This window comes from Modicisalibacter coralii, from assembly GCF_004117855.1.
In the GTDB taxonomy this organism is placed as follows: Bacteria; Pseudomonadota; Gammaproteobacteria; order Pseudomonadales; family Halomonadaceae; genus Modicisalibacter; species Modicisalibacter coralii.
In genome coordinates this window covers 63024-86545 of the sequence record NZ_QWBW01000018.1, presented here as the reverse complement: position 1 = coordinate 86545, position 23522 = coordinate 63024, and the positions used below count along the sequence as shown (strand labels likewise).

Annotated in this window: 19 protein-coding genes; 12 read left to right on the top strand and 7 right to left on the bottom strand. The window is 66.3% G+C overall.

Going from position 1 to position 23522, the window contains the following annotated elements; all coding sequences use genetic code 11:
• Positions 1 to 394: 394 nt before the first annotated feature.
• The 6 genes from D0901_RS11580 (at position 395) to D0901_RS11555 (ending at position 7160) form a co-directional block, all read left to right on the top strand.
• Positions 395 to 1588, top strand: coding sequence for a TerD family protein (locus D0901_RS11580; RefSeq protein WP_129140462.1), 1194 nt, complete (start codon positions 395 to 397; stop codon positions 1586 to 1588).
• Between the two features lie 137 nt (positions 1589 to 1725).
• Positions 1726 to 2370 carry a vWA domain-containing protein gene (locus tag D0901_RS11575; RefSeq protein WP_129140461.1) on the top strand — a complete coding sequence of 215 codons (645 nt, stop codon included), beginning with the start codon at positions 1726 to 1728 and terminating at the stop codon, positions 2368 to 2370.
• Positions 2371 to 2384: 14 nt separating this feature from the next.
• Positions 2385 to 3029 (top strand): vWA domain-containing protein, encoded by a 645-nt coding sequence (locus D0901_RS11570; protein ID WP_129140460.1) that lies wholly within the window; start codon positions 2385 to 2387, stop codon positions 3027 to 3029.
• A 12-nt stretch (positions 3030 to 3041) separates the two neighbouring features.
• Positions 3042 to 4088 (top strand): TerY-C metal binding domain-containing protein, encoded by a 1047-nt coding sequence (locus D0901_RS11565; RefSeq protein ID WP_129140459.1) that lies wholly within the window; start codon positions 3042 to 3044, stop codon positions 4086 to 4088.
• A 92-nt stretch (positions 4089 to 4180) separates the two neighbouring features.
• Positions 4181 to 5677 carry a PP2C family serine/threonine-protein phosphatase gene (locus D0901_RS11560; protein ID WP_162500861.1) on the top strand — a complete coding sequence of 499 codons (1497 nt, stop codon included), beginning with the start codon at positions 4181 to 4183 and terminating at the stop codon, positions 5675 to 5677.
• A complete protein-coding gene (locus tag D0901_RS11555; RefSeq protein ID WP_129140457.1) occupies positions 5670 to 7160 on the top strand; it encodes a helix-hairpin-helix domain-containing protein in 1491 nt (496 codons plus the stop codon). The genes D0901_RS11560 and D0901_RS11555 overlap by 8 nt, the downstream gene beginning before the upstream one ends.
• Positions 7161 to 7233: 73 nt before the next feature.
• Here D0901_RS11555 and D0901_RS11550 read toward each other — a convergent pair whose 3' ends face one another.
• Together D0901_RS11550 and D0901_RS11545 are read right to left on the bottom strand one after the other, a co-directional pair.
• Complete coding sequence (locus D0901_RS11550) at positions 7234 to 8922, bottom strand: putative bifunctional diguanylate cyclase/phosphodiesterase (RefSeq protein ID WP_162500860.1); 1689 nt, start codon at positions 8920 to 8922, stop codon at positions 7234 to 7236.
• Between the two features lie 195 nt (positions 8923 to 9117).
• Complete coding sequence (locus D0901_RS11545) at positions 9118 to 9861, bottom strand: Crp/Fnr family transcriptional regulator (RefSeq protein ID WP_129140455.1); 744 nt, start codon at positions 9859 to 9861, stop codon at positions 9118 to 9120.
• Positions 9862 to 10312: 451 nt separating this feature from the next.
• Between D0901_RS11545 and thpD the strand changes: the two genes are divergently transcribed.
• Both thpD and D0901_RS11535 read left to right on the top strand, forming a co-directional pair.
• Positions 10313 to 11251, top strand: coding sequence for an ectoine hydroxylase (gene thpD / locus D0901_RS11540; protein WP_129140454.1), 939 nt, complete (start codon positions 10313 to 10315; stop codon positions 11249 to 11251).
• Positions 11252 to 11376: 125 nt separating this feature from the next.
• Positions 11377 to 12057, top strand: a complete 681-nt coding sequence (locus D0901_RS11535) for a fumarylacetoacetate hydrolase family protein (RefSeq protein ID WP_129140453.1) — start codon at positions 11377 to 11379, stop codon at positions 12055 to 12057.
• Between the two features lie 14 nt (positions 12058 to 12071).
• Here D0901_RS11535 and speA read toward each other — a convergent pair whose 3' ends face one another.
• From speA to D0901_RS11520, 3 genes are all read right to left on the bottom strand, one after another.
• Entirely contained in the window at positions 12072 to 13973 is a 1902-nt protein-coding gene (gene speA / locus D0901_RS11530; protein ID WP_129140452.1) for a biosynthetic arginine decarboxylase, read from the bottom strand.
• Positions 13974 to 14077: 104 nt separating this feature from the next.
• Positions 14078 to 15028 carry a homoserine kinase gene (locus tag D0901_RS11525; RefSeq protein ID WP_129140451.1) on the bottom strand — a complete coding sequence of 317 codons (951 nt, stop codon included), beginning with the start codon at positions 15026 to 15028 and terminating at the stop codon, positions 14078 to 14080.
• A gap of 111 nt (positions 15029 to 15139) precedes the next feature.
• Complete coding sequence (locus D0901_RS11520; protein ID WP_129140450.1) at positions 15140 to 15439, bottom strand: DUF2782 domain-containing protein; 300 nt, start codon at positions 15437 to 15439, stop codon at positions 15140 to 15142.
• A 194-nt stretch (positions 15440 to 15633) separates the two neighbouring features.
• Here D0901_RS11520 and polA point away from each other — a divergent pair, with 194 nt between their 5' ends.
• The 3 genes from polA to D0901_RS11505 all read left to right on the top strand — a co-directional run bounded on the left by polA (position 15634) and on the right by D0901_RS11505 (position 20120).
• Positions 15634 to 18417 (top strand): DNA polymerase I, encoded by a 2784-nt coding sequence (gene polA, locus D0901_RS11515; RefSeq protein ID WP_129140449.1) that lies wholly within the window; start codon positions 15634 to 15636, stop codon positions 18415 to 18417.
• Positions 18418 to 18505: 88 nt separating this feature from the next.
• The gene (locus D0901_RS11510) at positions 18506 to 19144 is read left to right on the top strand and encodes a LysE family translocator (protein ID WP_129140448.1); all 639 of its coding nucleotides are present in this window, start codon (positions 18506 to 18508) and stop codon (positions 19142 to 19144) included.
• A 448-nt stretch (positions 19145 to 19592) separates the two neighbouring features.
• Entirely contained in the window at positions 19593 to 20120 is a 528-nt protein-coding gene (locus tag D0901_RS11505) for an ankyrin repeat domain-containing protein (RefSeq protein ID WP_129140447.1), read from the top strand.
• Positions 20121 to 20132: 12 nt separating this feature from the next.
• Here the strand turns inward: D0901_RS11505 and D0901_RS11500 are convergent, their stop codons facing one another.
• Together D0901_RS11500 and D0901_RS11495 are read right to left on the bottom strand one after the other, a co-directional pair.
• A complete protein-coding gene (locus D0901_RS11500) occupies positions 20133 to 20732 on the bottom strand; it encodes a nucleotidyltransferase family protein (protein ID WP_129140446.1) in 600 nt (199 codons plus the stop codon).
• On the bottom strand, positions 20722 to 21693 hold the full coding sequence (locus tag D0901_RS11495; RefSeq protein WP_129140445.1) for an XdhC family protein: 972 nt from the start codon (positions 21691 to 21693) through the stop codon (positions 20722 to 20724). The genes D0901_RS11500 and D0901_RS11495 overlap by 11 nt, the downstream gene beginning before the upstream one ends.
• A 233-nt stretch (positions 21694 to 21926) precedes the next feature.
• Here D0901_RS11495 and D0901_RS11490 point away from each other — a divergent pair, with 233 nt between their 5' ends.
• Complete coding sequence (locus D0901_RS11490) at positions 21927 to 23330, top strand: sigma-54 interaction domain-containing protein (RefSeq protein WP_129140444.1); 1404 nt, start codon at positions 21927 to 21929, stop codon at positions 23328 to 23330.
• Positions 23331 to 23522: the final 192 nt, after the last annotated feature.

The window sequence follows — 23522 nt, the reverse complement described above, 5'->3', positions numbered from 1 at the left end:
GGAAAAGCCTTGAGCGACAGAAGGTTATAAGTCGCAGGCCGAAAGGTGCGTTACGGCTTGCTGCCTCCAAGATACCCGGAGTGTCAATGAGGTTGCAGGAAAGGACATCAATTTAACCATGAAGTTCCTTGCTTTCCAGTGCTCTTTACCCCCTTCTTGCAGCGCCGGTCAAGCGTGTAAGACATTTGCCATTGCTTTTGTAAGTGATCGCCGACAATGGGAGTGGTTGCGAGGTCGGCTCGACGTTTCTCTAGCCACGTCATGAGACTTTTGCCATTGTCGACGCTGGCGATCTCTGCGAATGCTGGTATGGCCAGCCGCCCTGCCGTCAGTGGCTGCGCCGAAATCGCGGTATGACCGTCGGCAATTGCCTTAACCGAGGATGTAGTAAGCAATGAGTAACCCTCTCGTCGCTGGCCAGAATGCCAAGCTTTCGACGTCGCAGCTGACGTTGCAGTTCAATGTCGACCATGCATCGTCCATCGACCTGGATGCCTCGGCGATCCTGCTCGCCAAGACTGGCAAGGTGTCGTCCGATGTCGATTTCGTCTTCTTCAATCAGCCACGTCATGCCTCCGGTGCGGTGTCGCAGGAAGACGGGTCAACGTTTAGCGTCGACTTGAGCAAGGTGCCGCCGCACCTGGAGCGCATCGCCTTCGTCCTGACCGTCGAGCAAGGCCTGTCCGCACTGGCCGGCGGCTACAGCTTTCGGCTCTTCGGCGCAGGCGACGACTTCACGTTCGACGGCCAAGGCGCCGGACGTCCCGAGAAATCCCTGATCGTCTGTGAATTGTATCGTCGCAATGATGAATGGAAGGTGAAAGTGGTCGACCAGGGGTTTGCCGGCGGCATGGCGCCGCTCGCCGAACACTTTGGCGTCGAGGTCGAGGGTGGCGCCGGCCAGGCCACGCCTCGTGAGACGCCGTCAGCGGCCAAGCCCGGTCCCGAGGCCAAGAAGTCGATCAATCTCAGTAAGATAACCCTGGACAAGAAGGGCGACACGATATCGCTGGAAAAGACGTCGAGCTCTTTCGGCAAGATCCACGTCAACCTGAACTGGAACCCGGGCGGCGGTGGCGGCGCCAAGAAAGGCTTGCTGGGCTCGCTACTGGGTGGCGGCAAGTCGGGGGGCATCGATCTGGACCTGGGGTGCATGTACGAGTTTCGCGATGGCACCAAGGGCATCGTGCAGGCCCTCGGCCGGCATTTCGGTAGCCTCGACAGTGCTCCCTACATCTTCCTGGATGGCGACGATCGAACGGGGGCGGTGAATGCCGGCGAAAACCTCTATATCAATGGCAAGCACTGGAGCGACGTCAAGCGTGTGATGATCTTCGCCTTCATCTACGAGGGTGTGCCCAACTGGGCCCAGACCGATGGCCGTGTCGTGATCAAGACGCCCGACCAACCGGAAATCGAGATCCGCATGGATGCCAGTGGCAGCCAGCAGAACTTCTGCGTGATCGCAATGCTGGAAAATCGAGACGGTGCGTTGCACATCTCCAAGGAAGTGAATTACTTCGCGGGCCACCAGGTCGCGGACAAGCAGTACGGCTTCGGCTTCCGCTGGAAGGCGGGTCGGAAGTAGGCCGCGGCGGCGGGAACGTCTGATGGGCCTGCCATGCTCCTATCATGCCTGGTGGGTCGCGTCCCGAGCGGTCTCGGGGAATCGGCGACGTCGACCCACCATCGCGCACTACCGACACTAACCGTCATGAGGAATCCATGAGACGACTGCCCGTGTACCTTGTCCTCGACAAGTCCTATTCCATGGCCGGTGAGCCGATCGATGCCGTCAACCAAGGGCTGCAGGCGCTTGTCGACATGTTGCGACAAGACCCTTTCGCCCTGGAGACGGTGCATCTCTCGGTCATCGAGTTCAGCTCGAAAGCCGAGCATACCGTGGGGTTGTCCGACCTGATGACCTTCCAGCCGCCCACGCTCCGTCCGGATGGTTCGACGTCCCTTGGCGCCGCGTTGACGCTGACCGCCGAGGGAATCCGCCGGGAGGTCAAGACAGCGACCCGTGATGCCAAGGGTGACTGGCGCCCGCTGGTCTTCGTGTTCACCGATGGCGTTGCCAATGATGACCTGGAGGCCGGTGTCCAGGCCATGAAGAACGTCAGCGTGGCCAAGGTGGTTGGCTGCGCGGCGGGTGCCGAGGCCGACGTGGCGGATCTGCAGCGGTTCGCCACGGATGTGGTTCGGTTGGACAGTAACGACGCCGAGTCGATCCGCGCTTTCTTCGCCTGGGTGTCGGCAAGCGTCTCGATGACCAGCCAGTCCGTGGAGTCCGGCGGCGGCGATGGCGTTGCGGAACTGCCGCCGCCGCCTCGAGAAATCAATGTCATCGACCTGCACAAAGATTGAGGCCAGGAGTCACCATGGATCGTCGACTACCCATTTATTTGCTCATCGACTCGTCGGGCTCCATGCGCGGCGAGCCCATTCAGTCGGTCAACGTTGGGCTGGCAGCGATGCTGACGGCTCTGCGCCAGGATCCCTATGCGCTGGAGACCGTGTACCTTTCGGTCATTACCTTCGATCATCAGGTGAAGGAGCTGCTCCCCCTGCAGCCGTTGGCCGACGCCCAGGTCGAGGACATCGAGCTGCCCCGTTCCGGAGCGACCCATATGGGGGAAGGTCTCGACAAGGTTTGCGATTGTGTGGAGCGGGACGTCATCACTTCGACCGCCGAGCAGAAGGGCGACTTTCGACCGATGCTGTTCGTCATGACCGATGGCGCACCGTCGGACCTGATGGACTTCGAGGCGGCGGTAAAGCGTATCAAGGGGATGAAGTTCTCGGAGATCATCGCCTGTGCCGCGGGCCCTAAGGCCAAGCAGGAGCATCTGAAGAAGTTCGCGACCAAGACGGTGAGTCTCGAGACCATGGACAGTGCCGGTTTCGCCACGTACTTCCAGTGGGTTTCGGCCTCCATCGCGGCTAACGCCAGCGGCCAGCAGCATGGTGCTGACGATGACATCACCTTGCCGCCGCCGCCCGACGAAGTTCAGGTTGTCTTGTAACGCGAGGCCGTGATGCGACGTTTACCGATTTTCTTCGTGCTCGATGTCTCGGAGTCCATGGCTGGCGAGCCACTGGTTCAGTTGCAGGCTGCCATGGAGTCGATCGTCGAGCAGCTTCGTCAGGATCCCAACGCCCTGGAGACTGTGTACATCTCGGTGATCGCCTTCGCCGGGAAGGCGGGCATGGTGGTGCCATTGGTCGAGTTGATGAGCTTCTATCCGCCGCGCTTGCCCCTGGGGGGCGGCACGGCGCTGGGCGAGGCGCTCGATGAGCTGATGACGCGTATCGAGGTCGATGTCAAGAAGACCACGCCCGATCGACGAGGTGACTGGGAGCCGGTTGTCTACCTGCTGACCGATGGCCGTCCGACCGATCGTACCGAGGCGGCGATTCGTCGTTGGCGCCAGCAGTATGCCAGTCGTGCCCACCTGATTGCCGTGACCCTGGGCGGCGCCGCCGATGCCCGGATACTCAAGCAGCTCACCGATGATGTCGTGGCCCTGGGGGCCGGTGGTGACGATGATCTGAGCCGCTTCGCGCGATGGGTCTCCGCGTCGGTCGCCGCTCAGAGTCAGGCGCTCGACATGGGCCAGAGCGCACCGGGTATTTCACTGGCCAAGGCCGAGGAGGTGGGGATCAGCCTGGTCAAGGATGGCGATGCGGCGCCAGTCGACGATCAGGTCGTCGTCTTTACCGGGCGTTGCCATCGCAGCCGGAAGCCGTACCTGCTCAAGTACAACGCCATATCGGTGCCAGGGGGCTTCGGTGGGCCTGCAGGGCAGGGCGTCTACGGACTCGAGGGTGCCTATCCGTTGAGCGAAACGTATTTCGAATGGAGTGCTGAAGGGGGGAGTGCCTCGACGGTTAGCAGCGATCAGCTCGAGGGCGTGCCGCCGTGTCCGCATTGTGCAGCGGCCACGTCGTTTGCGATGTGCCGTTGTGGCAGGTTGATGTGCTGCAACGGGCCCGGGGTGCAGACCTGCCCCTGGTGTGATGCCTCCATCGAGTTCGGCGACGGTGGTGGTAGCCGTTTCGATATCGGCAGGGGGCAAGGGTGAGGCGGTCGCAAGCGTATTACACCCGCGTGCTCTCCAGCTTGATGTACGCGAATCCTCGGCAGCGACTGAAGGATAGCCTGATGGAGCGCGTGATGACCGAGACCGACGCGGCGGAGATGATCGACGCGTTTCGAGAGCAATTGCATGACAAGCTGGCTCGGCACTTTGCCGAGAGCGCCGAGAAGCACCAAGCGCCAGAAGTCCAGCCGGACGGCTTCACGCCGGGCATCGCCATCAGCGAGGAAACCACAGTGTCTGGACATCATGATACCGACTCGGATGACCCGCACGCCGCCGCCTCTCTGCAGCCCGGCGACATTCCGGTATCGTCGGCCCCCCCGCCCGAGCCACCGCCGGTGCCGGCCCGCACCGAGAGCCTGCCCAACGGCCGCGTCGGCCAGGTTTACGAGGTCGAGCTCGACGCGGTGATCGACCACCTGCCGTCGCGCCTGGTTCTCGAGGACGATGCCGGCACCGGCCTGACGTTGACCGAGACGCGGTGGCTGCAGGGCAAGCCGACGCTGAGCGGTTCGGTGGTGCTGTCGATGGTGGGAGTCGATAGTCGCGATGAGCCGGTCGAGCGCCTGACACTCAAGCTGGCGCTGATCCCGAGTTCACGGGACCTCTGGCAGAACCGGGCGTCCGACCCGAATGCGCCCTACGCCAAGCCCGACGCCGTGGTCGAACGGCTGGCGGCGGGCGATGGCTGGCGTATGGCCGTGGGATCGCTGCGCGGTCGCTCTCACGCCCATCGTGGCGGTCAGCGGGATGACGAAGGCGTGATCGATCGCACGACATCAGGCTGGAACCTGTTGTTGGTTGGCGATGGCGCGGGTTCCTGTGAATTTTCCCGACAAGGTAGCCTGCTGGCGACGACGACCGCTCGCGATACCCTGCTTTCGACTCTCGACGAGAACGCCGGTGCCGAGCTGGAGCGGGCCGTGTTGACGTGGTGGGCGGAGGGTGATCGTTCGCGAATGCCGCAAGCGCTGGTGATCCCCCTGCAGGAGACCATCATTACCGCCGTACATCGGGGGCACCGGGCGATCCACGACGAAGCCGAGGCCTCCGGTCGTCCCCTGAAGGCCTTTTCGACCACCCTGCTGCTGGCGCTGCACAAGCAAACCTCGCAAGGGCACGTGGTGGTGACCTTCGGTATCGGCGACGGGGCGATCGCTGCGCTCTTCGAGGGCTGTCGGGCGACGCTCATGAACAGTGCCGACTCGGGGCAGCATGCCGGGCAGACCCGCTTTCTCGATGCCCCGTTGTTCCAGGAGGGGCAGAGCCTCTATCAGCGCGTCAAGGTCGGCGTATTCGAAACCCTCGACGCGCTGATTCTGGCGACCGATGGCGTGACCGATCCCAAGTTCGATTCCGATAACGCCATGCAGGAAGCCGCAGGCTGGTGGTCGCTATACGGAGAACTGGCTCCGGTCCTGGCCGCACCGCGGTGTGAGGAGGAGCGGGACCCATTGCTCGAGTACCTGGATTTCTTCATCGAGCGTCATCACGACGACCGGACGCTGGCGGTGCTGTATCGGGACGGTCGGGTGGCGAATGCCGACTCGGGAGACGCTACGGATGAGTGAATCGATCATCACCCTGACCGATTCGAACGGCGAGCGGGTCGAGTTTCGTGACAAGATCATCGCCAGCGGTGGCATGAAGGATGTCTATGCCAGTCCTGACAAGCGTTATGTGGTGGCGTTCTACCGCAACGCCCTGGATGCGGCAGCGCGTCAGCGCCTGGAAATGATCACCGGCACCTATCGTCAGCGGATTTTCGACGACACCCAGGGCGATTATTGGGAACAGCTATTCTGCTGGCCCACCGCGACGGTGGAGCACAATGGACGGGTCGGCATCGTGGCGCCTTTCTACAAGGACCACTTCTTCTTCGAGCATGGTTCGTTGAATGGCGACATGCTCAAGATTCAGGGCAAGGACAAGGAAGGCAAGTGGTTCGCGTCACCCAACAACCAGTTCAAGTTTCTCGATGCGCGCGAGCGGGGGAGCTGGCTCAATTACCTGCAGCTTTGCCTGCGTCTGGCACGCGCCGTGCGGCGATTGCACGCGGCGGGGCTGGCGCATAGCGACCTGAGCTACAAGAACGTGCTGCTGGCTCCCACCAAGGGCCAGGTTTGCATCATCGATGTCGACGGACTCGTGGTTCCCGATCGCTTCCCGCCGGAGGTCGTGGGCACGCCCGACTTTATCGCCCCGGAGTGCGTGGCAAGTAGCCATCTGCCGAAGACCGACCCGAACCGTGCCCTGCCCAGCATCCTGACCGATCGGCATGCGCTGGCCGTGATGGTCTACACCCTGTTGCTGCTGCGGCACCCGCTGCGCGGCAAAAAGGTGCATGCCGAGGACCCCGGCGAGGACGAGCGTCTGACCATGGGGGCCGAGGCGCTGTTCGTCGAGCACCCTGATGATGCCAGCAACCGCATCGATCCCAGCGAGGCCAAACCGACCGAAATGCCGTGGAAGGACCCGAGTCGGCTGCCCTATACCGTGACCGGTCCCTATCTCAAGGCACTGTTCGACCGGGCCTTCATCGAGGGGTTGCACGAGCCTCGCAGCCGGCCCAGTGCCGACGAGTGGGAGGCGGCACTGATCAAGACGGTCGACCTGATTCAACCGTGCCAGAATCGTGACTGCCAGCAAGGCTGGTTCGTCTTCGACAACACCAGGGCGCCACGCTGCCCCTTCTGTGGCACGCCCTATCGGGGGCGACTGCCGGTGATCAATCTTTACTCGAAGCGAGGCGACCGCTACCGGCCGGATAACCATCGGTTGATGGTTTACTCCAATCAGAGTCTCTTTCCCTGGCACATCGATCGAACGATCGTGCCCAACGAGCGACTGGCCGAGAGGCACAAATCGCGTGTCGGTTATTTCGTGCACCACAAGGCACGTTGGTTCCTGGTCAACGAGGGCATGCCGGCGTTGGTGAATGTGGGAACGGGGGAGTCAATACCGGTAGGCGGCAAGGTGGAACTCGCCGACGGACTGCAACTGTTGACCGGGACCTCGTCAGGCAGCCGCCTGCTCTACTTGCAGTTGGTGTAGCGGTAAAGGCCCGGACAAGACGTGACGGCGTCAGGGGGAAGGCGTGCGGGGAGCGCCGTCGTCTTTGGGAATCTCACCGAATCATGCCCGGCAGCGCGCGGGCGGCATGAGTCCGGCGCCAGGCCAGGTACGCCTCGGGTGGCAGGGCCGGCGAGATGAGAAACCCCTGTATCTGATCGCAGCCCAGGTCGCTCAATATCTTGTACTGTTCGTCGGTCTCGACGCCTTCGGCGGTGACCGTCAGGCTCAGGGCATGGCCGACCTCGATCATGCATTTCATCAGCGCCCGGGCGCGAGGGTCGCTCTCGAGATCCTGCACGAAGGCACGGTCGATCTTGAGCCCCGAGATCGGCAGGTGGCGCAGGTACTTGAAGGAGGAAAAGCCGGTTCCGAAATCGTCGATGCTGACGCCGGCACCGAAGTCGCGGATTTTCTGAATGACGGCCTTGGCGAAGGCCAGGTCCTGAATCAGCGCCCCTTCGGTGATCTCGACCTCGAGGCGTCGGGGGTCGATACCCTGTGATTCGACCAGCGCCTGCAATCGGTAGAGCAGACTCTCGTCGTAGAGGTTGCGTACCGAGAAATTGATGCTCACGGGCTCGTCATGCTGCATGACGAAGCGGCAGGCACGTTCGGTCACGTACTCGGTGATCGGCGCGATCAGCGAGGTATCCTCGACCTTGGGCATGAACAGGCCCGGCGCCACCAGGCTGCCGTCATCGCTGCGCCATCGCAGCAGGGCTTCACAACCACAGACCCGGCCATCGGCCAGGCGGATCTTGGGCTGATAGTGCAGCTCGAACTCCTCGCGCTCGACGCCGCGCCGCACGCGGGAGATCAACTGGACCGTCTGCAGCGTGCGTCGCTGATAGTCCGGCGAATAGTGACAGTGGCTGCGTTTATGCTCGAGCGCGGCGAGCATGGCCATGCGTGACTCGCGTATCAGGTCGTCGAACAGATTGCCGTCACGCCGGCCGAGGGCGCTGCCCAAGACCAGCTGCGGGCGAATGGGCAGGTCCTGGATGACGATGTTGCGTTCACCGGCCTCGCTCAGTGCCTCGGCGAGCCGGGCAATGTCGGGGCGCCGGATGTCCCTGAACAGCAGCAGCATTTCGGCGTTGCCGTAGCGATAGACGCCCTCGATGGCCGGGAACTCCACCCGAAAGCGTGTGCCCAGGGCGGTGACCAGGGCGTCCGTGGCATCCGCCCCCAGGGCCTCGAGCACGTCGGTGATGTCGGTGATGCGAACCAGAAAGAGGGCCATCGAGGCCCGCTGCTCGGCGGGCGCGAGGACGTCGCACGACAGCGACTCCTCCAGGGCGACCAGGTTGAGCAGGCCGGAGCGGGGATCGTGGCGCAAGACCATCTCGCGCAGTCGATTGGCCTCTTCCAGCATCTTGAAGAGCCACCCGGTGAAACCGCCGATCGCCAGATACAGGCTCAGCCGGACCAGATAGTTGCTGATGGGTTGTGTCGTCCCGGTGGCCACCTCGAGCGGCAGGCACGCCAACAGGGAGGCGGCGACGAAGGCGGCCGTCAGGCCGCCGTAGACGTGATACCAGGCGGCGCTCAGGATCACCGGAATCAGCATCAGGTACGGATAGGCGTAAGCCGTGCCGCCGGTCGCATAGACGATCAGGCACCCCAGGCCCATCAGGCAGGCCAGCACGCCGAGACATCGCAGATGCCGGCCCACCCTGCCCTTGGGATACAACGGAATGAACCGTTGCCACGGCAGTCCCTTGGCGATATCGGATCGCATAATGTCCCCTGCCGTTGTCATTATTGGAGCCCTCGATTTTCATGAGGGTTGTAGACAACATAGTGGGGCGACAATGGGTTGGCAACGCATGGCGAATCCCAGCCGGTGCGGCCGAGATTCATTCGCCCGTCACTGTCGGGGGAAGGGCTTGTCCCTCCGACCGGGAAGCATGGAAGGTTTCAAGACGCCTCGATCTCAGGGCCCGCCGGCGATCAGCTCCGGGGGGCGGACGAGCGCCTGATGGTCACAGGCGAGGTAGTCGCCGTTGAAATCGGCCATGCACTCGAGGCGTCGCGGGTCGAGAATCACCATGTGGAAGTGCTGGCGGCGTACCAGCCCCAGGCAGGCCAGGGCAGTGAAGGTGCGGCTCACGTGCACCGTGCTCATGCCCAGGGCATCGGCCAGATCCTGCTGTGACAACGGCAGCAGAAAACTCTGGGTGGCCGTGTCGTTCATGGAGCCCGGCAACCGGGCGCGGCACTCGCAGAGAAAGTGAGCCAGACGCTCGCGAGCGTTGCGGCGTGCCACGCTCACCAGGCGTTCGGCCAGCATGGCCTGATGCTGGTTGGCGATGGCGAAGAGCGCGGTCTTGAGCCGTTCCGAGCGTTCGAAGAGCTCGAAAACGCGAGTGTAGGGATACTCGCTGACCTGGCCGTCGGTCAGCATGGAGACGTCGTTGCGCCGTTCGCCGGTAACCAGTTCGAAGATACCCAGGATGTCGCCGGGCAGGAAGACTTCCAGCAACTGGCGACTGCCGTCGGGCAGATAACGGGCCGAACAGGCCCAGCCTTCGCTGAGGACCAGCAGGGTGTCCGCCGGATCGCCTTCGTGCCACAGCCAGTCTCCCGCCGCCACCGGCCGGGAGTCGCGCTCCAGTTCGCTCAGCAGAGCGGTTTCTGCCTCGCTCAGCGAGACGAAATGCCCGAAACGCTTCAACATGTGACTGCTCACGTGTCGCACGCACTCTCCTAATCAGCAGTCCTGCAAAAAGCGCAAAAGAAACCATGATCGGTAGCCTCCCTGCGATAACGTAGGTTTACTTTCGCGTGGGTTGTGCCAAAGGTTGCGTGCTTGGGGCGCGATGTGAGAAGCCCCTCGACAGCGGGCCGGGATGACCTCGCCCCGGTCGATTACCGACTTGGACAGGCGAGTCGGCATCGGGTTCGACGCGGCAAACGAGCCCGGGCGGGAGGTCGAGCCGTACGGCGGGGCCCAGCCGGGGGCCGTTGCGGCGGCGATGCGCGTGCACCAGGGCGGGTGGTTGCAAGATAGGGGGAATCTTCTAGGATACGTACCCGCTGAGGCATCAAAGGATCCCTATCGACAAGCCAGCGAATCGATCGTCATAGGACTGGATCTGAACCTGATCACAAACTTCGGAGGTGATTGGATGTCAGTACAGACCGCATCCCGCAGCCGTGCTGCCACGGCATCCCAGCGACGTGACCACTACCCCACCCGGCTGTCCCGGCGCCCCGAGACGCTCTGGATCCCGCGCCAGGAAGGCGTGGTCCGGGGCCGGGCCGAAGACGGCCCCCTGGGCCCGGACGAGCTCGACCGCTTCGAGCGCGACGGTTTCCTGTTCGAGCCCGGTTTTCTCTCTGCCGAGGAAGTCGCCGAGCTGCGCGCCGAACTCAAGGCGCTGCTCGACAACGACGACTTCCGTGGCAAGGACTTCAGCATCACCGAGCCCGACAGCCAGGAAATCCGCTCGCTGTTCGCGGTGCACTTCCTGTCGCAGCGTTTCGCCCAGTTGGCGCGTGACGCGCGTCTCACCGGTCGCGTGCGCCAGATACTCGGCGGCAATGCCTATGTGCATCAGTCGCGCATCAACTACAAGCCGGGCTTTCACGGCAAGGGCTTCAACTGGCACTCGGACTTCGAAACCTGGCACGCCGAGGACGGCATGCCAGCGATGCACGCGGTGAGCGCCTCGATCGTGCTGACCGACAACCATCACTTCAACGGCCCGTTGATGCTGATCCCCGGCTCGCACAAGGTCTTCGTGCCCTGCCTGGGCGAGACGCCGGACGATCATCACAAGCAGTCGCTGAAGACCCAGGAGTTCGGCGTGCCCGGCACTGACGCGCTGGAGCGGTTGATCGATGCCAACGGCATCGCGTCGCCCACCGGAGCGGCCGGCGGCCTGCTGCTGTTCGACTGCAACACCCTGCACGGCTCGAACGCCAACATGTCCCCCGACCCGCGCAGCAACGTGTTCTTCGTCTACAACCGCTGGGACAACGCCTGTGTCGAGCCCTATGGCGCACGCCGCAAGCGCCCGGCGTTCCTCGCCCATCGCCCCGAGGAGACCTGGCGTCCCGAGTGACGCCGAGCCACCGGCCTCACGACGAGGCAGCGACAGGCCAACGGCCCCGACAGCGGGGCCGTTGCCGTTCGTGCACCCGGCTGGGGTAGACTGCGGGTTCCATGATCGTTACAGGGAGCCAGGCCATGGCCTTCACTGCGCACTTTACCGACGGCAAGTCCTTCGCCGAACCGCTGGGCAAGATCGTCTGCGTCGGGCGCAATTATGCCGAGCACGCCCGCGAGCTCGACAACCCGGTACCCAGCGAGCCGCTGCTGTTCATCAAGCCGTCGACGGCCGCCGTGAGCCTGGATGCGCCGCTCGAGGCGCCGTTCGCCCACGGTGAGGTGCACTTCGAGACCGAGCTGGCGCTGCTGATCGGCGAGCGGCTGACGGCGGCGACACCCGCCCAGGCCGCCCGGGCGGTGGCGGGGTTGGGGCTGGCACTGGACCTGACCCGGCGCGACGTGCAGTCGCGGCTCAAGGAGAAGGGCCACCCGTGGGAGATCGCCAAGGCCTTCGATGCCGCCTGCCCGCTGTCGGCCTTTGCCGCCGTCGAGGGCGAACCGGACTGGCAGAGCCTGCACTTCACGCTGGACATCGACGACGAGCGTCGCCAGACCGGGGACAGCCGCGACATGCTGTTCGCCATCCCCGAACTGCTCGCCGAGATGAGCCGCCACTTCACGCTCGAACCCGGCGACGTGGTACTCACCGGCACGCCCGCCGGGGTCGGCGTGCTGCCCCGGGGGGCCGAGCTGCGCCTGGCGCTGGCGGCCGGGGCTAGCCACGGCGGGGTCGAGGTGACCACGCGCACCGCGCCGTGACGCCGGCTCAGGACTCACTCCAGGTAGGTATAGCCTTCCAGGCCGGCCGCGAGGTCGTCCATGAAGCGCGCGCGCTCCTCGGCGTCCAGTGAACTGGCCTCGAGCTGGGCATCGAGACGCGCGCGCAGTACCGCGGCGTCGAAATTGACGTAGTGCAGCACGTCGGCGACGCGATCGCCGTGCTGCACGTTGGACAGCCGCCAGCGCCCGTCGGCGTCGAGCGAGGCGTCCACCGAGTCGGTGTCGCCGAACAGGTTGTGCAGGTCGCCGAGGATCTCCTGATAGGCGCCGACCAGGAACAGGCCCAGCAGCCGGTCGTCGTCATCGTCCCACTCGGGCAGCGGCAGGGTGGTCTCCAGGCCCTGGCCGTCGACGTAGCGGTCGATGCGACCGTCGGAGTCGCAGGTGATGTCCTGGATCACCCCGCGACGGGTCGTCGGCCGGTCGAGCCCGGTCAGGGGCAGCACCGGGAAGACCTGCTCGATGCCCCACACGTCGGGCAGCGACTGGAACAGCGAGAAGTTGACGAACAGCTTGTCGGCGAGCTTCTCGGCGAGTTCGTCGATGATCTCGCGGTGGGCGCGGTTGCGATTGTCGAGCCGCGAGCGCAGCCGGGCGCAGGCGGCGAAATACACCGCTTCGCCCTCGGCGCGGGCGGTGATGCCGGTCAGGCCCATGACGAAGCGCTCGTGCAGTTCGCCGATCGCCTGGACCAGGTCGTGCCAGGCCTCCATCAGGCCGCGGGGGTCGACCCGCCGGCACAGCAGGTCGTGGACCCGCCACAACTCGTCGAGCTGCGGGTCGCCCTCGACCTGACGGGGCGGCGGGGCCTCGCTGACGCGCTCCTCGCCGATCACGTTGGTGATCAGTACCGCGTGATGCGCCGTGAGCGCGCGGCCCGACTCGCTGATCAGGTGCGGCTGTGGCAGCCCCTGGTCGTCACAGGCCTGACGGAAGGCGTAGACCACGTTGCGGGCGTACTCGAGCATCGAGTAGTTGGCCGAGCAGAAGCTGCGCGAGCGGGTGCCCTCGTAGTCCACGCCCAGCCCGCCGCCCACGTCGACGGTGTCCACCGGCGCGCCGAGTTCGCGCAGGCTCTGGTAGAAGCGCGCGCACTCGCGCAGGCCGCGCTGGATGTCGCGAATATTGGCGATCTGCGAGCCCAGATGGAAATGCACCAGCTGCAGGCTCGCCAGTGCGCCGGCGCCGCGCAACTGCTCGACGACCTCGAGGATCTGGCTGGTGGTGAGGCCGAACTTGGACTTCTCGCCACCGGTGTTCTGCCAGCGCCCGCGGCCCACCGTGGCCAGGCGCGCGCGCAGGCCGATTCGTGGCGTCACGCCCAGTCGCGCGGCCTCCTCGAGGATCAACGGCAGTTCGGAGAGCTTCTCGACCACCAGGTAGACCCGGTGCCCGAGGCGCTCGCCCATCAGCGCCAGGCGGATGTATTCGCGATCCTTGTAGCCGTTGCAGACGATCAGCGACGGGCCGTCGCCGGAGAGCGCGAGTACCGCCAGCAGTTCCGGCTTGCTGCCGGCCTCGAGGCCCACGCGGTCGCGGCCGCGTTCGTGCGTGGCAAGGATCTCCTCGACCACGCGGCGCTGCTGGTTGACCTTGATCGGGTAGACCGCCGTGTAGCCGCCATTGAACGCCTCCTCGGCCATGGCGGTGTCGAAGGCCGCGCACAGCTGCTCGACCCGGTCGTGGAGGATGTCGGTGAAGCGCACCAGCACCGGCAACTGCAGGCCGGCTCCGCGCAGCTCGTCGACCAGGGCGTCGAGCGGCAGTGCCGGCCCCTCGGCCTCGCTGCCCAGCGGGCGGACGATGGCGTGGCCGTGGTCGTCGACATCGAAGTAGCCGCTGCCCCACTGGTCGATGTTGTAGGTACGGCGTGCCTGCTCGGCAGTGGCGGTCATGGCATTCTCCTCGGCGAGACGGGGCGACCCGATAACGAAACGCGGCGCATTATGCGGCCGCGTGTCCGGTCTGTCAGCGATTCAGTGAGCGAGGATAGCAGCGCCTAGCCCGGCAGGGGCAAGTTGCCTTCAGCGATGCGCGTTTTGAGGATGGTCCGGAAGCGCGCCGGGTCGTGGGGCGTGAGTTCGTGCGCCGGCGGATCGACGTAGATCACCAGCAGCCGCGACAGCCAGTAGCGCAGGGCGGTCATGCGCAGCATCATCGGCCACTGTTCGCGTTCGGTCCCGGTCAGCGGCCGGCGGGCGAGATAGGCCTCGAGCAGGGCGTCGTGGCGGGACGGATCGAGCCGGCCGTCGTCGTCGCTGGCCCAGTCGTTGACGACGATCGCCAGGTCGAACAGCAGATCGCCGGTGCAGCCGTTGTAGAAGTCGATGATGCCGCCCAGGGCGTCGCCGTCGAACAGCGTGTTGTCGCGGAACAGGTCGCCGTGGATGGCGCCCCGGGGCAGACTGTCGGCGTCGCCGAACACCCCCTGGTAGAGGTCGACCTCGTCGGCCATCAGCGCCTGATCCTCGGGCGGCAGATAGCTCATCACCTGATGATGATTGGCCAGCAGCCAATGCAGGTCGCGCGGGTTGGGTCGCTGGCCGTCGAAGCGCTGGCCGACATGGTGCATGCGCCCCAGGGCATCGCCCAGCGCCCGGCACTGGGCCAGGTTGGGAGCGCTGGGATGCTTGCCGGGCAGCCGCGGAAACAGCAGTGCCGGCTTGCCGGCCAGGCTCTGCAGGGCAATGCCCTCGCGGTCGTGCAACGGACCCGGGACCGGCAGGCGGTGGTCGGCGAGATAGTCGAGCAGATCGACGAAGAACGGCAGCTCGTCGTGCTCGCCCTGCTCGAACAGGGTCAGCACCAGCGACCGTCGATCGGTGGTGACGAAGAAGGTGGAGTTCTCGGTACCGCTGGCGACGCCCTCGAGCGTCACCAGGCGGCCCGCATCGAAGCGCTCGAGAAAGCTCGCGACCTGGGCGTCGTCGAGCGGGGTGAATACGGCCATGGTGGTCTCGCCCTGATTGCCAAGCGCGCTATTGTAGCGACTCGAGCGCGCCCCTTGCAGTGGGGGGCGCGAGTCTGCCACCCATGGCTGTCAGGGGTGGCCGCGCCGCGTTCACCAGGAGATCAGCACCCACTGCGGCGGGACGACCCGCTGGGCGTCGCTGCGGTGGAAGTCGCCGTCGCCGTTGTCGTCGACCAGATAGTACGAGGGGCCGTGCTTGGGCTTGATCTCGATCGCGTAGAGCTGACCGTTGACGCGGTATTCGCGGATCGTGCGATCCTCTTCCTGGCGCACGGTGACGTCCGGCTGCACCGAGTCGTCGTTGGTGTCCTGGGCCAGTACCGGCGCGGCCGTACCGGCCAGCAGCGGCAGGGCGAGAAGAAGCGCGGCGAGCAGACGAAGCGGTTTCATGATGGGCCTCCGGAGTCGTCGGGCGGGTTACCGCCAGTGTATGCGCAATGCGCGGCGTCATGCACTGACTTTAGTCAAGACCGATGGAAGACGCGCCGGCTCGACCGGGGGTGACGGGCATCGCCGGCGCCTGACGGGCCCGGCCGGCTTGCGTATCATGGGCGCATCGAACGCTGCCCCGCTTAGGTACCGACATGGCTGACACCCCGCCCATCGTCCTCGTCGACGGTTCTTCCTACCTGTACCGGGCGTTCCACGCCCTGCCGCCGCTGACCACCTCCAGCGGTCAGCCCACCGGCGCGGTCAAGGGCGTGCTCAACATGCTCAAGAGCCTGATCAGGCAGTATCCCGACAGCTCCATGGCGGTGGTCTTCGACGCCAAGGGCAAGACCTTCCGCGACGAGCTCTTCGAGCAGTACAAGGCCCAGCGTCCGCCGATGCCCGACGACCTGAAGAGCCAGGTCGAGCCGCTGCACGCCTGCATCCGCGCACTCGGCGTGCCGCTGCTGTGCATCGAGGGGGTCGAGGCCGACGACGTGATCGGCACCCTGGCGCGGCTCGCCACCGAGGCCGGCCGGGATGCGGTGATCTCCACCGGCGACAAGGACATGGCGCAGCTGGTCAACCGCCACATCACGCTGGTCAACACCATGAAGGACGAGACCCTCGACGTCGCAGGCGTCGAGGCCAAGTTCGGCCTGCCGCCGGAACTGATCATCGACTACCTCGCGCTGATGGGCGACAAGGTCGACAACATCCCCGGGGTGCCCGGCGTCGGCGAGAAGACCGCGCTGGGCCTGCTGCAGGGCATCGGCGGCGGCCTGGATGCCATCTACGCCGACCTCGCGCGGATCAAGACGCTGTCGTTCCGGGGGGCCAAGACCCTCGACAAGAAGCTCGAGGCCAACCGCGAGCAGGCCTACCTGTCGTATCAGCTGGCGACCATCAAGACCGACTGCGAACTGCCGGTGGGGCTCGACGACCTGCACATCGCGCATCCCGACCGTGAGGCGCTCACCGCGCTGTATCGCGAGCTGGAATTCAAGAACTGGCTCGCCGAGCTGCTAGAGGGCCGCGATACCGGCGTCGACGACGTCCCCGGCGCGGCATCGAGCGGGGCCGACGAGACCGCCGAGGATGTCACCCTGGCCAAGCCCGCCCGCCAGGACCACACCCTGCTGACCCGGGAGGCATTCGATACCTGGCTGGCGCGGCTCGCCGAGGCCGAGACCTTCTGCTTCGATCTCGAGACCACCAGCCTCGACTACATGGAAGCCGAGATCGTCGGTATCGGGCTGGCGCTGGAACCGGGTGAGGCGGCCTATATCCCGCTCGCCCACGATTACCTCGATGCCCCCGAGCAGCTCGACCGCGACGCCGTGCTCGCCGCACTCAAGCCGCTGCTCGAGGACCCGGCCAAGGGCAAGATTGGCCAGAACCTCAAGTACGACATCTCGGTGCTCGCCCGCTACGCCATCCGGGTCGTCGGGGCGTTGACCGACACCATGCTCGAGTCCTACGTGCTCAACTCCACGGCGACCCGCCACGACATGGACTCGCTGGCACTCAAGTACCTGGGCGAGAAGACCATCGGCTTCGAGGAGGTCGCCGGCAAGGGGGCCAAGCAGCTGACCTTCAACCAGATCGCCCTCGAGCAGGCGGTGCCCTACGCCTGCGAGGATGTCGACGTCACCCTGCGCCTGCACAACGAGCTGCGCCCGCGCATCGAGGCCGAAGGGCGTCTGGCCGAGGTCCTCGACACCCTCGAACGGCCGATGATCCCGGTGTTGTCGCGCATGGAGCGCACCGGCGTGGCGCTCGACGCGGCACGCCTGCACGCCCAGAGCCAGGAACTCGAGGGCCGTATCCGTGACCTCGAGAAGGACGCCTTCGAGATCGCCGGGCGCGAGTTCAACCTCGGCTCGCCCAAGCAGCTCGGCGAGATCCTCTTCGACGAGCTCAAGATTCCGGTGCTCAAGAAGACGCCCAAGGGCGCGCCGTCCACCGCCGAAGCGGTGCTCGAGGAACTGGCCCTGGACTACCCGCTGCCCAAGGTGATCATCGCCCACCGCGGGCTGACCAAGCTCAAGTCCACCTACACCGACAAGCTGCCGCAACTGGTCAACAAGCGCACCGGGCGCATCCACACCAGCTACCATCAGGCGGTGACCGCCACCGGCCGGTTGTCGTCGTCCGACCCCAACCTGCAGAACATCCCCATCCGCACCGAGGAGGGGCGCAAGATCCGCCAGGCGTTCATCGCCCGGCCCGGCTATCGCATCGTCGCCGCCGACTACTCGCAGATCGAGCTGCGCATCATGGCGCACCTTTCCGAGGACGCGGGGCTGCTCGAGGCCTTCGCCGAGGAGCGCGACATCCACACCGCCACCGCCGCCGAGGTGTTCGGCATCGCCCCCGAGCAGGTCAGCCACGAGCAGCGGCGCAGCGCCAAGGCGATCAACTTCGGGCTGATCTACGGCATGAGCGCCTGGGGCCTGGGCAAGCAGCTGCACATCGAGCGCAATCAGGCGCAGACCTACATCGACCGTTACTTCGACCGTTACCCCGGCGTGGCGCGCTTCATGGACAGCATTCGCGCCCAGGCCGCCGAGGACGGTTTCGTGGAGACGGTGTTCGGCCGCCGCCTCTACCTGCCGGAGATCAAGGCCCAGAACCACGCCCGTCGTCAGGCCGCCGAACGCACCGCGATCAACGCCCCGATGCAGGGCACCGCGGCCGACATCATCAAGCGCGCGATGATCGACGTCGACGGCTGGCTCAACCCGCGCGACGGCGCGGCCGAATTCGACGCCTGGATGGTCATGCAGGTCCACGACGAGCTGGTCTTCGAGGTCGACGAGACCCAGGTCGAGGGCTTCATCGATACCGTCAAGCGGCGCATGCAGGCCGCCGCCGAGCTCAAGGTGCCGCTGGTGGTCGAGGCCGAGTCGGGGGCCAACTGGGACGAGGCGCACTGACGCGCCTTCACGGACGCTAAGCAGGTGGCGGAGTGCGACGCCTGGAACGATGATCGCCGGTGTCATGGCGATGCCACGGGAGACAAGCATGTTCGATTATTCACTGGCCCACTGGCTGATCTTCTTCACCGCGGCGGTGCTGCTCAACCTGTCGCCGGGACCGGACATGGCATTCATTCTCGGTCAGACGGCGCGTGGCGGCCGCCGCTGTGGTTACACGGCGATGCTAGGGATCTGGTGCGGGGCCGGGGTGCACGTGCTGATGGCGGCGCTGGGCCTGTCGGCGATCCTCGCCACCTCCGCGCTGGCCTTCTCGCTGGTCAAGTGGGTCGGCGCCGCCTACCTGATCTGGCTGGGCATCCAGGCGCTACGCAGTGCCGGCGGCGCCTGGCAGTTCGAGAGCGGGACCCGCCCGGCCGGGCATCGGGCGGTCTTTCGCCAGGGCGTGCTGGTCGCCGTGCTCAATCCCAAGGTGGCGATCTTCTTCCTGGCCTTCCTGCCGCAGTTCGTGGTGCCCGGCGCGGGACCCGCCCCGGCGCAGTTGTTCCTGCACGGCTGCCTGATCATCGTCGTCGCCGGGCTGGTCGAGCCGCCACTGGTGCATCTCGGAGCCTGGCTGTCCGGCGCGCTGCGGCGCAGTCCGCGTCTGGGGGCCTGGCTGGAACGCGGCCTGGGGGTGACACTCATCGGCCTCGGCACGCGACTGGCATTGAGTGGACGGGATTGAGGCCGACGAGGGGAGAATGTCACAGATTGTCACAACTCATTCTCCGGCCATTGCGGGGCGACGAGCCGCGACGCATCATGGGCGTGTCGTCACAGCCGACTACTCGACGCAAGGCATGGACGGGCAAAGTACCCGTCACGCATCGTAACCGACACACGCGCTGGTCCCGATTCGTCGAGTGTCAACGACCCAGAAAAACAGGTGACGCAGGGAAACAGCTCCCGGCCCCCCATGGGGTCGGGAGTTTTTTTATGTCGGGCAACCGCTCTCTGGCATGGGGGGCAGTGGGATCCGGGCGCAGCCTTGCTGGCCAACGCGGCGACTCGTCATCAGGCCAAGGAACCGTGGCCGGCCAGTGATTGACCCCATCGATCGGGGGCATAGGCATACGTCGGGTGGTGGAGGGCTTATGCTGGAAGCGAATGTCACTGGTGAAGGAGAACAGCGCATGGCGAATGAATCGCAGTCGCCGCACGACGGCCCGGACGAGGAGACGATCCGCCTGGCCACGCAGATCTTCAACGCGGCACGTGAGGGCGAGGCCGAGAACTTCCGCCACTGGCTGGCCCAGGGGCTGCCGCCCAACATGCGCAATCACAACGGCGACAGCCTGTTGATGCTGGCCAGTTACCACGGCCATGTCGAGACCACGCGGGTCCTGCTCGAACACGGCGCCGACCCGGAGCTCTACAACGACAGGGGCCAGAATCCGCTGGCCGGCGCGGCCTTCAAGGGCAATCTGCCGATGGTTCGGCTACTCCTCGAACACGGTGCCGCCGTCGACGGCACCACGCCCGACGGCAAGACCGCCTTGATGTTCGCGGCGATGTTCGACAACGGCGAGATCGTCGACTTCCTGCTCGCGCGGGGCGCCGATCCGCGGGCCCGCGAGAGCCACGGCATGACCGCCCTCGAACTGGCTGCGGCGATGGGCGCCGAGACCACCCGCGAGCGACTGGCCGCGCTCGGCGCCTGACCCGGACCGGGCTCAACTCGGGGCAAGGGCGTCGGGCTCGTCGAGGTCCTTGAGAATCCCGGCGTCGCCCACGGGCACCTCGATACACGCTTGCGGATGCTCGCGCAGCAGTCGGCGGGCCCCGTCGTCGCCGTCGAGCCGGCTCAGTGCCGGCCAGAAATGCCGCCCGAACACCACCGGGTGGCCCCCCACGCCCTGGAAGGTCGGTCGCACGATACGATCCGCACGGGCCTCGCCGATCAGTGCCTCGAAGGTGGCCGCGCGCACCCACGGCATGTCGCCCAGCATCACGGCCACCGCCTGCGCGCGACTGTCGCGCTGCATCGCCTGCATGCCCACCGCCAGTGTGTTGCCCATGCCGCGTGGTGCCTCGGGGTTGACCAGGGTAATGACGTCAGCGGGGACGCCCAGGCTGGCGGGGTCGTCGTCGGGGCCGATGACCACGCGGAGCTCCGGAAAGTACGGGCGAAGCGTCGCCAGGGTGGCGGCGAGCAGCGTGCCGCGACCGGGCAGCGGGGCGACGCGCTTGTCGCTGCCGAAACGGCGCGACTGGCCGGCCGCCAGGACCAGCGCGGCGACGGCGCGGCTTGCGGCGTTGGGTTCAGAGGGCATGGCGGTCGCGTCCGTGATAGACCCGCAGGATATCGGCCACCACCGCCAGACCTATCTCGGCCGGCGTGCGACTGCCCAGGTCGAGGCCGATCGGCATGTGAATGCGGGCGAGCTCCTCCGGCCCCAGCCCACCCGACCGCATCAGCCGGGTGGCGCGCGCGTCCGAGGTCCGTCGCGAGCCCATCACACCGACGTAGAAGGCCGCAGTGCGCACCGCCTCGAGTATGGTCAGGTCATCGAGGCGTGGGTCGTGGGTCAGCGCCACCACCGCGGTGGCGCCATGGCAGCCGCCCGCGGCGATGAACGAGGCGGGCAGCACCGGCTCCACGCGCACGCCCTCGACGGCGAACGTCCGGCAGGCCGCCTCGCGCGGGTCGCAGACGACCACCTCGTGGCCCAGTTCGTGGGCGAAACGGGCGCAGGCCTCGGCGACCGGCGAGATGCCGGCGACGATCAGGCGCACCACCGGGCCGATGCGCATCGTCACCGCGTCGTCGCGATGCTCGACCGCCGGACCGTCGACCTCGAGGGGGCGGTCAGCGAAGCCGCCGTCGCCGAGCGAGACCCGGCGTACCCGACGGCGTTGGCCGGCCAGCGCATCACACAGGGCCGCCAGGTGGTCGAGCCAGTCCGGCGTGGCCGGTCGGCGCTCGACGAGCACCTCGAGGACACCGCCGCAGGGCAGGGCGAGACGCTCGCTGGCCGCGGGGGTCTCGCCATAGCGCTGCACGGTGGCAGGGGCGGAAAACTCGCCGGCGGCGAGCTGGTCGAGAAAGGCCTCCTCGACGCAGCCGCCTGACAGCGAGCCGAGATGGGTGCCGTCGCCCCGGGCGACGAGCAGCGCGCCCGGGGGCCTGGGCGAGGAACCATAGGTCGAGATGACCGTGCACAGCCAGATCGTGTGGCCGTCCCCGGCCCAGTCGCGTGCCTGATGCAGCACGCGGTAGTCCATGTCATGCATAGGGAATGGTGATCGTCGGGTGGTGGTGCTTCCAGCGTAGGGTGGCGGCGCCCGGGTGTCTCCAACGACAGGCGGGGCGGGCTCTTCCACTATGGGCCGGTCGGACGTGTCCCGCCACTGAATTGTGCGATTGTGCGACATCGCCGTGGCGGCTTCACCCAAGGTCGTCTTGCCACGCCCGGCGGCAGTGGCGACGCTGGAGCCACACCCACGATACCGACGCCGGGGCTGACATGGCCAATGAATCGCTCGCCGACATCCAGCCGACCCAATGGGACGCGACGCTGCTGCTGCGTGGCCTCGACGCGATGACCGAATGGGTGGTGGTGGTCGACGCCGAGGGGCGCATCACCTACCTCAACGCTCCCTACGCCGATTTCCTCGAGGTCGATCCGGTCGCCGCCCTGGGCCGCCCGGTCGCCGAGGTGATCGAGAATACCCGCATGCCCGAGGTGCTGGCATCGGGCAAGGCCGAACTCGCCCAACTGCAACTGGTGCGCGGCCATCACATGATCGCCCACCGCTACCCGATCCGCAGCGGCGGCCGGGTCGTCGGCGCGATCGGCACGGTGATCTATCACGACACCTGGGAGTGGCGGCAGATGAACGCCCAGGTTCAGGCTCTCGAAGCCGAGGTCGACTACTATCGGCAGGCGCTCGACGCCCGCGCCGGCGCACGCTGGCAGCTCACCGACGTGGTCGGCGAGAGCGAGGCGATGCGCGGACTCAATGCCAAGGTGCGCAAGATCGCGCCGGGCGATGCCTCGGTGCTGATCCGCGGCGAGTCGGGCACCGGCAAGGAGCTCTACGCCCACGCCCTGCACCGGCTGTCCGAGCGCGCCGGCGGGCCCTTCATCAAGCTCAACTGTGCGGCGATTCCCGAGCAGTTGCTCGAGGCCGAGCTGTTCGGCTACGAGGACGGCGCCTTCACCGGGGCGCGCAAGGGCGGCAAGCCGGGCAAGTTCCAGCTCGCCCACGGCGGCACGCTGTTCCTCGACGAGATCGGCGACATGCCGCCGGCGATGCAGGTCAAGCTGCTGCGCGTGCTGCAGGATCGCGAAGTCGAGGCGGTGGGCGCGACCCGGCTGGTGCCGGTCGACGTGCGGGTGATCGCCGCCACCCATCGGCCGCTGGAGAGCCTGGTCGCGCGCGGCGAGTTCCGCGAGGACCTGTTCTATCGCATCAACGTGGTGCCGCTGACGATCCCGCCGCTGCGCGAACGTCGCGAGGACATCCCGGTGCTGGCCCGGCATCTGCTGGCCCGGCTCGCCGAACGTCGCGGCCGGCGCTGTCCGGTGCTCGGCGAGGCGGCGCTGGCCTGCCTGTGTCGGCATGCCTGGCCGGGCAACGTTCGCGAGCTGGAGAACGTGCTCGAGGCGGCCTTCTACCTGGGCGGATCGCGACTCGACGTCGACGACCTGCCCGAGGCCCTGCGGGGCAGTGTCGCCACCCCGGCGCCGTGCGACCTGTCGCTCAAGGCGGCGCTGGCCAGCGCCGAGTGCGAGGCGCTGGAGCGGGCGCTGCGCGAGTGTGGCGGCAATCGCACCCGCGCCGCGCGCCGGCTGGGGATCGCCAAATCGTCGTTCTACGAAAAGCTTGCCCGTCACGGGCTGGTCAGCGACCGCCAGTCCGCCTGAGCGTCCGCATGGGCGGACGGCGTCCGAAATGCCGGACGCCCTGGTTCACGTGCCCCGCGCCCTCTCCAGCGTTTCTCGCCGCCTGAGCGTCCGATTTTCCGGACGCTTCGGGTCGTCCCTGGCCTCGCCCCGCCGCCCGCTCCGCCGTTACTGCATTTTTGTTGTCCGCAGGGTTCTGAAAATAAAGGGGTT

Coding starts and splice junctions, on each gene's coding strand:
- speA (WP_129140452.1), bottom strand. CDS start 13,973: ATGACCGCCACTGCCGAGCAGGCACGCCGTACCTACAACATCGACCAG.
- D0901_RS11545 (WP_129140455.1), bottom strand. CDS start 9,861: ATGTTGAAGCGTTTCGGGCATTTCGTCTCGCTGAGCGAGGCAGAAACC.
- D0901_RS11580 (WP_129140462.1), top strand. CDS start 395: ATGAGTAACCCTCTCGTCGCTGGCCAGAATGCCAAGCTTTCGACGTCG.
- polA (WP_129140449.1), top strand. CDS start 15,634: ATGGCTGACACCCCGCCCATCGTCCTCGTCGACGGTTCTTCCTACCTG.
- D0901_RS11520 (WP_129140450.1), bottom strand. CDS start 15,439: ATGAAACCGCTTCGTCTGCTCGCCGCGCTTCTTCTCGCCCTGCCGCTG.
- D0901_RS11500 (WP_129140446.1), bottom strand. CDS start 20,732: ATGCCCTCTGAACCCAACGCCGCAAGCCGCGCCGTCGCCGCGCTGGTC.
- D0901_RS11560 (WP_162500861.1), top strand. CDS start 4,181: ATGACCGAGACCGACGCGGCGGAGATGATCGACGCGTTTCGAGAGCAA.
- thpD (WP_129140454.1), top strand. CDS start 10,313: ATGTCAGTACAGACCGCATCCCGCAGCCGTGCTGCCACGGCATCCCAG.
- D0901_RS11565 (WP_129140459.1), top strand. CDS start 3,042: ATGCGACGTTTACCGATTTTCTTCGTGCTCGATGTCTCGGAGTCCATG.
- D0901_RS11570 (WP_129140460.1), top strand. CDS start 2,385: ATGGATCGTCGACTACCCATTTATTTGCTCATCGACTCGTCGGGCTCC.
- D0901_RS11495 (WP_129140445.1), bottom strand. CDS start 21,693: ATGCATGACATGGACTACCGCGTGCTGCATCAGGCACGCGACTGGGCC.
- D0901_RS11505 (WP_129140447.1), top strand. CDS start 19,593: ATGGCGAATGAATCGCAGTCGCCGCACGACGGCCCGGACGAGGAGACG.
- D0901_RS11525 (WP_129140451.1), bottom strand. CDS start 15,028: ATGGCCGTATTCACCCCGCTCGACGACGCCCAGGTCGCGAGCTTTCTC.
- D0901_RS11510 (WP_129140448.1), top strand. CDS start 18,506: ATGTTCGATTATTCACTGGCCCACTGGCTGATCTTCTTCACCGCGGCG.
- D0901_RS11575 (WP_129140461.1), top strand. CDS start 1,726: ATGAGACGACTGCCCGTGTACCTTGTCCTCGACAAGTCCTATTCCATG.
- D0901_RS11555 (WP_129140457.1), top strand. CDS start 5,670: ATGAGTGAATCGATCATCACCCTGACCGATTCGAACGGCGAGCGGGTC.
- D0901_RS11490 (WP_129140444.1), top strand. CDS start 21,927: ATGGCCAATGAATCGCTCGCCGACATCCAGCCGACCCAATGGGACGCG.
- D0901_RS11535 (WP_129140453.1), top strand. CDS start 11,377: ATGGCCTTCACTGCGCACTTTACCGACGGCAAGTCCTTCGCCGAACCG.
- D0901_RS11550 (WP_162500860.1), bottom strand. CDS start 8,922: ATGCGATCCGATATCGCCAAGGGACTGCCGTGGCAACGGTTCATTCCG.